The sequence below is a fragment of the Heyndrickxia acidicola genome, assembly GCF_001636425.1.
GTDB lineage: Bacteria > Bacillota > Bacilli > Bacillales > Bacillaceae_C > Bacillus_AE > Bacillus_AE acidicola.
In genome coordinates this window covers 2,496,255-2,509,128 of sequence record NZ_KV440953.1, presented here as the reverse complement: position 1 = coordinate 2,509,128, position 12,874 = coordinate 2,496,255, and the positions used below count along the sequence as shown (strand labels likewise).

The 12,874-nt window shown below is 38.0% G+C and carries 13 protein-coding genes; 11 read left to right on the top strand and 2 right to left on the bottom strand.

Features of this window, described 5'->3' with window-relative positions; genetic code table 11:
- Positions 1-116 precede the first annotated feature (116 nt).
- Together A5N88_RS24920 and A5N88_RS11740 are read right to left on the bottom strand one after the other, a co-directional pair.
- Complete coding sequence (locus A5N88_RS24920; protein ID WP_157090667.1) at positions 117-323, bottom strand: hypothetical protein; 207 nt, start codon at positions 321-323, stop codon at positions 117-119.
- 360 nt (positions 324-683) lie between these two features.
- On the bottom strand, positions 684-1,931 hold the full coding sequence (locus A5N88_RS11740) for an AraC family transcriptional regulator (protein ID WP_066266208.1): 1,248 nt from the start codon (positions 1,929-1,931) through the stop codon (positions 684-686).
- 175 nt (positions 1,932-2,106) lie between these two features.
- Here A5N88_RS11740 and A5N88_RS11735 point away from each other — a divergent pair, with 175 nt between their 5' ends.
- From A5N88_RS11735 to A5N88_RS11685, 11 genes are all read left to right on the top strand, one after another.
- Positions 2,107-2,997, top strand: a complete 891-nt coding sequence (locus A5N88_RS11735; RefSeq protein WP_066266206.1) for a sugar phosphate isomerase/epimerase family protein — start codon at positions 2,107-2,109, stop codon at positions 2,995-2,997.
- The gene (locus A5N88_RS11730) at positions 2,997-4,157 is read left to right on the top strand and encodes a Gfo/Idh/MocA family protein (RefSeq protein WP_066266205.1); all 1,161 of its coding nucleotides are present in this window, start codon (positions 2,997-2,999) and stop codon (positions 4,155-4,157) included. Before A5N88_RS11735 ends, A5N88_RS11730 begins: the two co-directional genes overlap by 1 nt.
- A gap of 64 nt (positions 4,158-4,221) precedes the next feature.
- Positions 4,222-5,232 carry a Gfo/Idh/MocA family protein gene (locus tag A5N88_RS11725; RefSeq protein ID WP_066266203.1) on the top strand — a complete coding sequence of 337 codons (1,011 nt, stop codon included), beginning with the start codon at positions 4,222-4,224 and terminating at the stop codon, positions 5,230-5,232.
- A gap of 1 nt (position 5,233) precedes the next feature.
- A complete protein-coding gene (locus A5N88_RS11720; RefSeq protein WP_066266199.1) occupies positions 5,234-6,097 on the top strand; it encodes a sugar phosphate isomerase/epimerase family protein in 864 nt (287 codons plus the stop codon).
- Between the two features lie 358 nt (positions 6,098-6,455).
- The gene (locus A5N88_RS11715) at positions 6,456-7,724 is read left to right on the top strand and encodes a nickel pincer cofactor-dependent isomerase, group 22 (protein WP_066266197.1); all 1,269 of its coding nucleotides are present in this window, start codon (positions 6,456-6,458) and stop codon (positions 7,722-7,724) included.
- A 19-nt stretch (positions 7,725-7,743) separates the two neighbouring features.
- On the top strand, positions 7,744-8,514 hold the full coding sequence (locus A5N88_RS11710) for an SDR family oxidoreductase (protein WP_066266194.1): 771 nt from the start codon (positions 7,744-7,746) through the stop codon (positions 8,512-8,514).
- 71 nt (positions 8,515-8,585) lie between these two features.
- On the top strand, positions 8,586-9,395 hold the full coding sequence (larE, locus tag A5N88_RS11705; RefSeq protein ID WP_066270470.1) for an ATP-dependent sacrificial sulfur transferase LarE: 810 nt from the start codon (positions 8,586-8,588) through the stop codon (positions 9,393-9,395).
- Positions 9,396-9,585: 190 nt separating this feature from the next.
- Positions 9,586-10,359, top strand: coding sequence for a nickel pincer cofactor biosynthesis protein LarB (larB, locus tag A5N88_RS11700; protein ID WP_066266190.1), 774 nt, complete (start codon positions 9,586-9,588; stop codon positions 10,357-10,359).
- On the top strand, positions 10,340-11,254 hold the full coding sequence (gene larC, locus A5N88_RS26130; protein ID WP_066266189.1) for a nickel pincer cofactor biosynthesis protein LarC: 915 nt from the start codon (positions 10,340-10,342) through the stop codon (positions 11,252-11,254). Before larB ends, larC begins: the two co-directional genes overlap by 20 nt.
- Positions 11,255-11,286: 32 nt before the next feature.
- Positions 11,287-11,763: a nickel pincer cofactor biosynthesis protein LarC2 gene (larC2, locus tag A5N88_RS26125; protein WP_066266187.1), complete on the top strand. Its 477-nt coding sequence runs from the start codon at positions 11,287-11,289 to the stop codon at positions 11,761-11,763.
- A gap of 92 nt (positions 11,764-11,855) precedes the next feature.
- Entirely contained in the window at positions 11,856-12,860 is a 1,005-nt protein-coding gene (locus A5N88_RS11685) for a HoxN/HupN/NixA family nickel/cobalt transporter (protein ID WP_066270468.1), read from the top strand.
- Positions 12,861-12,874: the final 14 nt, after the last annotated feature.

Sequence of the window (12,874 nt, the reverse complement as noted above, 5' to 3'; positions counted from 1 at the left end):
TATGCTACCAATAATAATTAGTTAGTTTGATAAACTAATTAAAAAAATATCAAATATTTTCGAAAAATAAAATTAGAAGACTGAATCCTTGATCTTCCTGCTTGTTATTTTCGGCTTCAAGCACTCACTCCAATTAACTCTGAATTCAAATCAGTAATGGGATTATACAAAGACATGGTTGTGCTCTGTTTTTCCTGCAGGTTGATTTGCGCTGCAGGCTCTCGCATTCCGCGGGGCGGCCAGGGAGCCTCCTCGTCGCAAGCTCCTGCGGGGTCTCCGCAAACACGCTGGATCCCGCAGGAGTCTCGTGCCTTTCGCTCCAATCAACTTTGGTATCAATTCAACATTGAATTTTACATAGTGATTGATTGTGCCTTGATCTTCCTGCTTGTTATTTTCGGCTTCAAGCACTCACTCCAATTAGCTCTGAATTAAAATCTGTAATGGGATTATACAAAGACATGGTTGTGCTCTGTTTTTCCTGCAGGCACTCGCTTTCCGCGGGGAGGGTTGCTGAGCCTCATCATAGCAAGCTTCTGCAGGTTCTACTCCTAACTAGCGTTTTCACAGGAGTCTTGTGCCTTCCGCTGCAGTCGTCCGCTTGTGTGCAGAAGGAGTCCCGCATCTGCCAGCTCCACCAATATGGGTACCAAAAATTAGCTCATTTAAATTATAAAATGAGTCTATTTGTTTTTTCCGTTTCGATACTGTGAGGGTGTTAGACCAGTGATTTTTTTGAACACTTTTGTGAAATAATTCCCATCATTAAAACCAACTATTTGAGAGATATCTGTAATAGAGAGATTTTCATTCTCCATCAGCTTTAGGGATTCATTTATTCTAAGTTTATTAATGTACTCTGTAATCGACTGACTTGTTTCTAATTTAAATTGTCTAGATAATTTAAAAGGGCTTGATTCAACGGCACTGGCTATATTTTCTAGTGTTAAATTTTGATCCAGATTCATTCTGATAAAATCAATTGCTTTTATGATAACTCGATTATACTTCTTAATGGAAAGCTTACGAACAGCCTTGCAATATTCAATATACATTTTATTTCGCAGCTCAGTTAGCTGCTGAATGGTAGTTGTTTTTTCAATTTGAATGGCAAAGTTTCTAGAGATGCTATCAATGTAAACTGGATGAAGTCCGCCATTTTCAGCAGCTATTCTTAATACAGTATTGGTTACAAAGGACAAGTTTTTTCGAGATCGTAAGGGATCATTCGGTATTCGATCAGGAACTTTTGAGAAAAAGTACATTTCTTTGGCCATTATTTTTTCTAATTTCTCCAAATCTCCACTCTCAATGGCAAACATCATGTCCTTTTCTGAACGATATCTTGCATTAATATGAGCAATAGAGTGCTCGTTATTCTGCTTTATAGAATCTGGGATTAAAGTGTATTCTCTTTGAGAATTATAGTTTATATCTGTAAAACTAAGGACCTTGGAAGGAGCTTGTGGCATGTTTACAGCAAGATACCCTAAAAATTCAGCGATGTTCTTAGCTTTAAATGTTCCTACTATCGGGAGGGACATATAATATTGTTCCATTATAGGCATTAATGAAATAGATAATTGATTTTCTAATAAAATATCCCGAACCATTAGAGCTGAAGGTTCTTCTAAAAGATAGGGCCCTACAACAATACTTCCAATATAGTTCTGCTCTTCAAATAATTTCGCAGAGATAAAGCTGAGCTTATACGGGGTTGAATGGAATAAAATATCGTCTGAGAACTTGTCATCATGAAGATGTAAGCGCAGCTGCATATTCTCAAAAAAATACATGAGAGGTTTTGGCACTTGATGATAGGAATAATCCCATTTTATTTGAGAGTGTGAGTCGATAAAAAGAGTGTCTAAATTTGAATAATGAAAGGCAAAATTACAAATCTTATTAATTTCCTCTTCTATGTGATTCATGAAAAACACTCCAAATCTGTGAATAGTTAATTTCTGTTTTAGGAAAAGAAAATTATATTAGTAATTTTACTGTTTATCGCAAAAATTTACGAGTGAAAAAAAGCGTTATCATTTATGATGAAATCGTGATTGTTCATTTCTTTTTAGCTGAACTTACTGAGAGGAGCAGGCGTAAATGAATAATAATTTGATAATTTCGGGATTCTCAGATGAAATTTCATCTGATTTTAACGTACAACTAGAGGTTGTTGCCAATTTGGGAATGCGCTACATTTCATTACGTGGCATTGATGGGAAAAATATTGGTGATTTTTCGTTAGCTGAAATCAAAGATCAAGTATTGCCAAGGCTTAAGAAAGCGGAGATTGGTGTTTCTTCTATTGGTTCCCCCATAGGAAAAATATTAATTACTGACGAAGAAGCGTTTAACAAGCAGAAGGTTATGCTTGAGAGCCTTTGCCAAATAAGTAATCTGCTAGATTGTAATTATATTAGGATTTTCAGCTTTTTCATTCCGCAGGATGATAATCCAGATGACTATAGGAATGACGTTATCAGAAAGCTAAAAGAATTTTCAGCGATTGCAGAAAAGCACAATGTTATTTTATTACATGAAAATGAAAAAGACATATTTGGAGATATTGCTAGAAGGTGTAAAGATATTTTGAAAGAGGTAGGCTCTGCACGCTTTAAAGCTATTTTTGATTTTGCCAACTTCATACAATGTGGTGAGGATCCCCAGCTATGCTACGAGCTGTTAAAGGACGAGATTGAATATATACATATTAAGGATGCAGTTCTAACGGACGGTCAGAATGTTGTGTGCGGACAAGGTGATGGGAAAATACCGGAAATACTTAGTCAGGCAGTTCAAAGCGGATATAAGGGATTTTTAACACTTGAACCACACCTTGTCCTCTTCGATTCTTTAAAGGATTTAGAATTAGAGGAAGCACCAGAGTATATTAAAAATCTGAACGGACTGAATGGTGCCAGTGCATATAAAATTCAATATGAAGCGTTACTGAATATACTTAAAACAATTGAAAGCAGGGAGGAATTTTGATGGCTGACGTTAGAATGGGTGTTATTGGACTTGGAGCACAAGGGGGAACCTATGCGGGCTTTTTAGTAGAAGGGAAAGTGGAGAACATGGTACTTGGAGCTATTTGTGACAGTGATCCTGCTAAAAAGGCTCTTGCTGATGAAAAGTATCCGGATATTCCATTCTATGATCATTATATCGACATGCTCGAGAGCGGGGATGTTGATGCAGTGGTTACTTGTGTTCCTCACTATCTGCATCCTGAAATGGGGATTGCAGCTTTAAAAAGAAATATTCATGTATTAGTAGAAAAGCCGGCAGGTGTTTATACAAAACAAGTTCGCGAATTAAATGAATTTGCAGCAACTAAGCCGGAACTGACATTCGGGATTATGTTTAATCAACGTACCAATCCACTCTATCAAAAAGTGAAAAAGATCATTGATAGTGGCGAAATAGGACAGATCCGCCGCACAAACTGGATTATTACTACGTGGTGGAGGCCGCAGGGATATTATGACCAAAGCGCATGGAGAGCAACATGGGAAGGAGAAGGCGGTGGTGTCCTTGTCAATCAGGCTCCTCACCAAATAGACTTACTTCAATGGATCTGCGGTATGCCTAAAAAGGTCTATTCCAATATTAAGTACGGTTATCAAAGAAACATATCTGTGGAAGATGAAGTCACTGCTATGCTTGACTATGGAAATGGGGCCACAGGAGTCTTTATTACGTGTACACATGATGCAGTAGGTACAGACCGCTTTGAAATTTTAGGAGACAAAGGAAAAATCATAGTCGATGATAGCAGAAAAGTGACAATCAAACGTCTTGCTAAACCTGAATCTGAAATGAGTGACAGCATTAGCTGGGCAGAAGCTGCCAAGATATTTAGCGGTGCAAATCTGGATGATGTGTACAGCGAAGAAGTCATTGAGTTTGAAAGCGTTTGGGGAAGCCAGCATATTGGGGTTTTGGAAAATTTTGCGTCAAATATCGTTCATGGGACTCCTTTATTAGCACCAGGCAGCGATGGCATCCATGGAGTAACACTTGCAAATGCTATTCATTTGTCAAGCTGGTTAGGGAAAGAAGTAGAGATTCCTTTTGATGAAGAATTATATCTTAAAGAATTAAATAAAAAGATTGCGGAAGAAAAGAAGGCCCCAATAAAAATATAGAATAGAATGAGCTCTAACCCATGGCTTCTTTTGCCATGGGTTAGCCTATAAGGGAGAGGATACGATGTTAAAGGTAGCGGTGATAGGACTTGGAGATATTTCAGGTATTCATCTTGCAGCTATACAAGCAAACCCGAATGCCTATTTAGCAGCGGTTTGCGATATAAATGAAGGCTTAAAGAATGGTTTTGATCCTAAAGTAAATTTTTATACTGATTATCAGCAGATGCTTGAAAGTGAAGCTTTGGATTGTGTACATGTTTGTTTACCGCATTACCTGCATTATCCCGTAACAAAAGCCTGTGTCGAAAAAGGCGTTCATGTAATTCAGGAAAAGCCATTAGCTTTAAATACGGATGAAGGAATGGAACTTTTAAAATTGGAAGAAGAGAATTCAAATGTAAAAATTTGTGTTTGTTTTCAAAATCGCTATAATGAATCATTTGAAACGCTGCTTAAAATTGCAAGAAAAGGAATTTATGGCACCGTTTTAGGTGTAAAAGGACTAGTAACCTGGTTTAGACCGAGAGAATATTATGAGGCTAAACCGTGGAGAGGAATAATGAAATATGCCGGCGGAGGAGTAATGATTAATCAATCTATCCATACCTTGGATTTAATGCAGCTCCTCGGGGGAGATATTGAGGATATCAGAGGAACAATTAGTCAATTATTGCAATATGACATTGAAGTAGAGGATACAGCTTCATCCCATATTCAATTTAAGAACGGAGCAAGGGGTTTATTTTTTGCTACTATTGCGAATGCAGAAAACTCCAGCGTTGAATTGGAGATTCTTTTTGAGAAAGCTAAGTTTTCGATAAAAGACAGTATATTAACGAGAATACATGAAAACGGCGAAAGAGAAGATCTGGCGGAAGATATCAAATTGCCTGGTTCAAAATTTTATTATGGAGCAAGTCACGTAAAGTTAATTAATCGCTTTTATGACTGCATTATTCAAAATGCTCATGACTATGTGCATGTGAAGGATGCTCTTCCTTCTATAAAAATGATTGACGCCATTCGCAAGTCTTCTGAACAGAAAAAAGAAATCATAATGGAGGTTTTTTAAGATGACAATCAAAGGTAAAATCGGTGTGCAAATGTTTAATCTTAAAAACAAGGTAGCTGAAATAGGCGCATATGAAACCATGAGAAAAATAAAAGAATTGGGATATAATTATGCCGAAGTAACTCAAATACCAATGACCTCAGAAAATGTATCTGAACTAAAAAGAGCCAGTAAAGATTTTGATATCAAGATTACATCGATTTCGGCTCCTTTAGATACAATGCCAGGGATGCCAGGTGAATCATTAAAAAGTCATTTCGAAAAAATTGTTAATGACTGTAAAGCCTTGGATTGCAAATTTATTCGTATAGGTATGATGCCGGTAAATTTAATGGGGCATAAAGAGAAAGTGATGACATACATACAAGATGCAGAGGCAATGGCAAATAAATTGGCGGAATACGGAATAGAATTATATTATCATAATCACCATATTGAATTCGAGAAATATGATGGAGCATGCTTATTGGACATTATGAAAGATAATACATCCAAACTCGGTTATGAGCTGGATGTTCATTGGATTCAACGAGGCGGACAAAATCCCGTCGAGGTTATCAAACGATTTGCGGGGCGTGTCTCACTTATCCATTTAAAAGATTATCGGATTGGTCACATGGATTTAACCGAAGAAGACATGAGTGATCATACTAAATTTAATCAAAAATTTACTAACATTATTGAATTTGCAGAGCTTGGTGAAGGAAACCTCAATATAACAGAAATAATGAAAGCAGGCCTAGAGAGCGGAGTACAGTACTTTTTAGTAGAACAAGATGATACATATGGAAGAGATCCTTTTGACTGTTTGGAGATATCCGCTAATTACTTGAGAGAACAAGGGTATGCAGAATGGTTTAATTAAAAAACAATTAATCTTGTCTGTTGATTTCTTCGGCGGATGGGAGAGGAGCTTCCTAAACACATGCATCTGAAGGGGGCCCTTAACCCAAAAATTTCTAGGCAGGAATACGCGCTTGCCGTTTTAATTTTTATTAGCCATAAAAAGCAGGTTGAAATTAGTGGCCTGGCTTCAGTAGATGAATAGAGGGTTTGGAATATTGACGGAAAGTAACCATGATGATAAGATACTGATGATTATTAATTTGTTTAGTAAACGAATTAATAAATCAGGATGAGAAGTCCTCTTATTTACTTTGTAATGAAAGGGATTACATTTGGTCTGTAGGTGCTAAACTTTTTGATAAAAGGGAGTGTTGTCAGTGGGTATTCTCCAAGAGCTGCTCAAAGATGTTCCTATTCCAAAAATGGCAAAAGTAAAAGTAAACTTTGATGATAGAAAAATTGATGATCTTGATTTGATATTAAATCAGAAATTACATCAACAACATATTAAAGATAAGATTCACCCAGGAATGGAAATTGCAATTGCAGTTGGAAGCAGGGGACTCGATCGTATTGTGGAAATTGTAGCGGTTACTGTGAAATTCTTAAAGGAATTAGGGGCAAAACCATTTATTGTACCGAGTATGGGAAGTCATGGCGGTGCGACGGCAGAAGGTCAGCGTGCTGTTCTAGAACATCTTGGGATCACAAAAGAAAGTGTTGGAGCGGAGATTCGTTCATCCATGGAAGTTGTAAAAGTAGGTGAATTGCCAAATAAGCTCCCTGTCTATGTAGATAAGTTTGCTTCAAAGGCAGATGGAATCATCGTGATTAACCGAATAAAACCACATACCGCTTTTAGAGGCCCTGTTGAAAGTGGAATCATGAAAATGATTAGTATCGGTTTAGGAAAGCAAAAAGGTGCTGAAGCATGCCACCAATTGGGATTTAAGTATATGGCAGAAAATGTACCAGCTATGGCTAAGGTAATAATGAAAGAAAAACCTTTGCTTTTTGGCGTGGCAACTATTGAAAACTCATTTGATAAAGTGGCCATCGTAGAAGTACTTTCTCCAGAAGAAATTATCGAAAAGGAACCTGAGTTACAGGTAAGGGCAAAGGCATTACTGCCAAGGCTTTTCTTTGAGGAATTGGATGTTCTGGTTATAGATGAAATTGGAAAGAATATCAGCGGAGATGGGATGGATCCCAATATAACAGGCAGATATCCAACTCCATATGCTTATGGAGGACCCGAGGTAAATAAAATGGTAGTACTTGATTTAACTCCTCAATCAGAGGGGAACGCAAATGGGGTTGGCACAGCAGATTTTACCACACAGCGTTTAGTGGACAAAATGGATAGAGAGGGTACATATGCCAATGGGCTGACATCAACAGTAGTAGCCCCAACTAAAATCGCAACCACCCTGGCCAATGATCGTGAAGCAATTCAAGCTGCTATTAAAACTTGCAATATCTTAGACTTTGAAAATGTAAAGCTGGTACGTATAAAAAACACATTAGAAATAAGTGAAATAGAGGTATCGGAAGCAATACTTGAGGAAATTGGTAAGCATGAGAATATGGAACAAATTTCAAATCTTTATGAACTTTCCTTCAATAAAGCGGGAAATCTATTTTAGCTAATAAGGAGAAGAGGATATGACAGACTTATTTGACCTGACAGGAAAGACAGCAGTGGCAATCGGCGGAAACAGTGTACTGGGATCAGCCATGGCAAAAGGTTTAGCGCAGCAAGGTGCAAAAGTTGCGATTGTTGGGCGTAACGTGGAAAAAGCGGAGGAAGTAGTAAAAGAAATCACAGCCGCAGGAGGAGAAGCAAAATCTTTTCAAGCCGACGTCAGCTCAGTGAGTTCACTGGAAAAGGCAGCGGATGAAATTGAGAAATGGTCTGGCGGCTGGGATATTCTTTTAAATGCACCTGGTAAAAATAGTACCACTCCATTTTTTGATCTTGGTATGAACGAATGGGACGACATTATGGAAGTGAATTTAAAAGGGATTGTGATAACCTGCCAAATATTTGCTAGAAAAATGATTGAACAAGAACGTAAAGGCAGCATCATTAATATTTCTTCTGTGTCTTCAACTATTCCCTTATCAAGAGTGTTTACTTATTCTGTCTCAAAAGCAGGGCTTAACAGTGTAACCCAGTTCTTGGCTCGGGAACTTGCTCCAAATGGCATAAGGGTAAATGCTATTATCCCAGGTTTTTTTCCTGCTGAACAAAACAGGAAAATCCTTGACGAAGAACGAATAGAATCCATTATGAGGCATACCCCTATGGACCGTTTTGGAAATCCAGAAGAATTACAAGGCGCTGCTGTGTGGCTTGCATCTGAAAAAGCTTCTAGTTTCGTTACAGGTACGTTGGTTCGCGTTGACGGAGGATTTGGAAGTATGACCATTTAAATGAAATGGAAAAGAAAACTGTCAAATTGAGAAACAAAAATAAAAGGTTAATAGAAGGAGGAGCAAAGACCATGCTAGCAGAAAAATACGAAAAACTATCCTCAATACTTCGAGAGATGGGGTCTGTTGTCGTTGCCTTCTCTGGAGGAGTCGATAGTACCTTCTTATTGAAGGCAGCTGTAGAAGTGCTCGGTACCGAACACGTGCTTGCTGTAACAGCAGACTCTGAAACCTATCCGTCAACTGAGCTGGAAGAGGCAAAGGTACTTGCAAGAGAAATCGGAGTCACTCACAAGGTAATCGAAACGTCTGAGCTTACTATTCCGGGTTATGCAGAAAATAATAAAAATCGCTGTTACTTTTGTAAGAGCAGCTTATTTAATCATATCATTCCTGTGATGGAAGAGAACGGGTTTCAGAATGTCATTTATGGAGTTATCGCAGATGATATGAATGAGCATCGACCCGGTATGCAAGCGGCAAAGGAAAAGGGCATACGAGGACCTTTGCAAGAAGCTAACCTTTTTAAAAAGGAAATAAGAGAGCTATCGAAAAAATTTGGACTATCGACGTGGGATAAACCATCGTTTGCCTGCCTTTCATCAAGAATTGCCTACGGTGAGTTCATTACGAAAGAGAAGTTAACAAAAGTCGAAAAAGCAGAGGCTTTTCTAAAGTCACTTCAAATTCGCCAAGTCCGTGTGCGAACCCACCAAGATATTGCAAGAATTGAAGTGGAGCCAGATGATATGGAAATTATACTGAAAAATCATATTACAATAGCAAATCAGCTTCAAAATTATGGTTATAAGTATATTACTTTGGATTTAATTGGCTATCAAAGTGGAAGTATGAACAAAGTATTAGAAGGTGTCAAATAAAAATTTTAGTAGATGGAGTTTATAAAAAAGGCTTTGGAATGAGTCCAAGGCTTTTTCTATTAAGGATTTATATAAATAGATTGAGGCTTTTTTGGCCGGTTTCAACCCATTAAAGCTGCTAATTTATTTAAGCAATGGTGAATGGATTGGGAAATAGAGGAGAAAAAGATTTCAGCAGGAGGCAGTGGATATGCTCGAAGAGATATTAATACAAGTTCAGAATGGATCCCTTAGTGTCCAGGAGGCAAAGGAGAAACTGGCTGCATATGAAGACTTAGGATTTGCAAAAGTGGACCATCATCGAAAAAAGAGGCAGGGGTTTCCAGAAATAATTTACGGAGAAGGTAAGACGCCTGAACAAATTATTCCTATTATTGGTGCATTAAGTTCAAGGGGAAATAAGGTGTTAGTAACACGAATCTCAAAAGAAAAAGCTCATTCTGTCCAGCAAACGTTCCCTGAATTAATATACAATGAAACGGCCCAAATATTATTTCGAAATGATCCTGCTGAAAAAAAAGAAAGTAATAATGGGTATATTGCCGTCATTTGTGCTGGCACGTCTGATTTAAGAGTGGCAGAAGAAGCAGCTATAACTGCAGAAGTTCTAGGAAGTAATGTTCATCGCATTTATGATGTAGGTGTAGCAGGGATACACCGTCTCTTGAGCCATCTAGAAGAGATAAAGAATGCAACAGTATCGGTGGTTGTCGCAGGAATGGAAGGGGCACTCCCGAGTGTAGTGGGAGGGCTGGTTTCGCATCCTGTTATTGCAGTACCAACCAGCATTGGGTACGGGGCAAATTTTAATGGTTTATCGGCTTTGCTGACGATGTTAAACTCATGTGCTTCAGGAATCAGCGTGGTAAATATTGATAATGGCTTTGGCGGTGGATATAACGCAGTACAAATTCATCAATTGGCACAAAAAGGGGCAGAGAAAAATGAAAACACTGTATTTTGATTGCTTTTCGGGAATGAGTGGAGATATGGTTATTGGTGCATTAATTGATGCAGGAGCAGATCCTTCGTATTTAGAAGAAGAATTAAAAAAACTTCAAATAGAAGAAGAGTATGAGATTGAATGGAAAAGAGTAATAAAAAATGGAATCAGCAGTACTAAGTTTGATGTACGTTTAATTAATAATTCACAGCTTCATCATCATGAACTAGACAAAGAACATGACCGCAATCATCACCACCAAAGCCATGAAGAGGTGGAAATAGCAAAAGCAGAGAATAAACAATCTAATCAGAACGGGCAAGCCCGCCATGATGATGATCATCATCATGACCATCACCATCATGAACAACACCAAGGTCATCATCATGGTCATCATCATGGTCATCAGCACCGTGCCTATCAGGATATTGTAAATTTAATTCATCAATCTGAGCTCTCGGATCAAGTCAAGAACACTGCCTTAAAAATATTCAAAGTGATTGGGGAATCAGAAGGTCGCATTCACGGAATTCCATTGGAAAAGGTACATTTTCATGAGGTAGGAGCGGTTGATTCAATAATAGATATTGTAGGGGCTTCTATTTTACTTCATCAATTAGAAATATCCAGTATTAAATGCTCTCCAATTCCTGTAGGTACTGGGAAAATTCACATTGATCATGGTATTTACCCCGTCCCTGCCCCAGCAACACTTGATCTATTAAAAGGGATACCTATTGAAAGCTCTGAAATTAGAGCTGAGTTGACAACACCAACCGGGGCAGCAATTGCAGCTGTTCTTGCCGAAGAATTTTGTTCAATTCCTTCTATGAGGATAACATCCATTGGATATGGAGCGGGTACAAAGAGCTTTCCACAACACCCAAATGTACTGCGCGTTATTATTGGTGAATAACAATTATTGTGATAAGAAAGGGGAAATGAATAATGGTTTTTCATCACCCGCCAGACAATGAACACCTCGACGGGCATATGTTAAAAATGGAAGTTAATCTCGATGATATACCTGGGGAATGGTTAGGGTTTGTAATGGATTTGTTGCTTGACGCTGGAGCAAACGATGTTTTCTATACACCTATTTATATGAAAAAAAATAGACCAGGTGTTTTGCTTCAGATGCTATGTTCCATAGAAAAAGTGAATGAAATGAAGGAAATCTTATTTAGGGAAACTACTACTCTGGGAATCCGGTATTATCCAATAACCGTGCATCGGTTAGAAAGAGTACGAAGAGAAATTATAACAGAATGGGGAACAGTCAGGGTCAAAGAGGGAATTCATAATGGGCAATTGGTTCAAACCGCTCCTGAGTATGAAGACTGTAAGCTTATCGCAAAGAACCATCAAGTCCCTTTAAAGAAGGTATATGAACAGGTTTGGAAGGTATTAGGCAGAGAGTGCTGATTTTGAAAGCTTTAAAATTGTTTTCTAATTGGAGTTACTGGAAAAGCAAAGAAAGATTATATGGATGTGTTGATTTGGGCATTTTGAAAAAGATGATAAAAACAAGCTGGGTTTTGTATGGCACAATGGTCTTTTTATTACATATAATAGGTTTTATTTTTTTGGCGGCTGGGTCGAAAAGTCATCCTTTCCTTTTCGGAATGGGCTTTATTGCTTATACGCTTGGCTTAAGGCATGCATTTGATGCTGACCATATTGCTGCAATTGATAATACGGTAAGAAAATTAATTCAACAAAAGAAAAATCCAGTTGGAGTTGGATTTTTTTTCTCTTTAGGTCATTCGAGTATTGTTTTTTTAATGTCTGTTCTTCTCGGGATATCTGTTCAGCTGGCTCAAAAGGAGCTGCCTCAATGGAAAGAAATGGGCGGGATTATTGGTACAGCAGTTTCTGGGTGCTTTTTAGTGATAATAGGTATTCTAAATGCTTTTATTCTATTTGATTTGCAAAAAGCTTTTATTAGCATGCGCAAAGGCACCTATAACAAGGAGAAAATTGAGCAGCTCTTACTTAGCCGTGGCTTATTGGCACGCTTTGCAGGTCCGCTTTATTCTTTGGTCAAGAAGAGCTGGCATGTTTTCCCCATCGGTTTTTTGTTTGGTCTCGGCTTTGATACGGCAAGCGAAGTGGCACTGCTAGCCATTTCTGCTGGAGCAGCCAAAAGTACATTGCCATTTATTGGGATTCTCTCTCTTCCGATTCTTTTTGCTGCGGGGATGAGCTTAATGGATACTGCGGATGGCATCTTTATGACTCATGCGTATCACTGGGCCTTTTCAACACCATTGCGCAAAGTATATTACAATATAACGATTACTGCTATATCAGTAGTAGCAGCATTAATCATTGGTCTGATAGAACTAGTTCAAATTTTTTTAAAATTTTCAAATTTGGATAATACTCGCTGGCGATGGATTCAATATTTGGATATTAGCTGGATGGGTTATATTTTGACAATTATTTTTCTTTTGGCCTGGGGACTTTCATACGCAATTTGGAAGGTATTTAAAATTGAAGATCGTTATGGAAAAACGTAACTAAATGGGGAAGT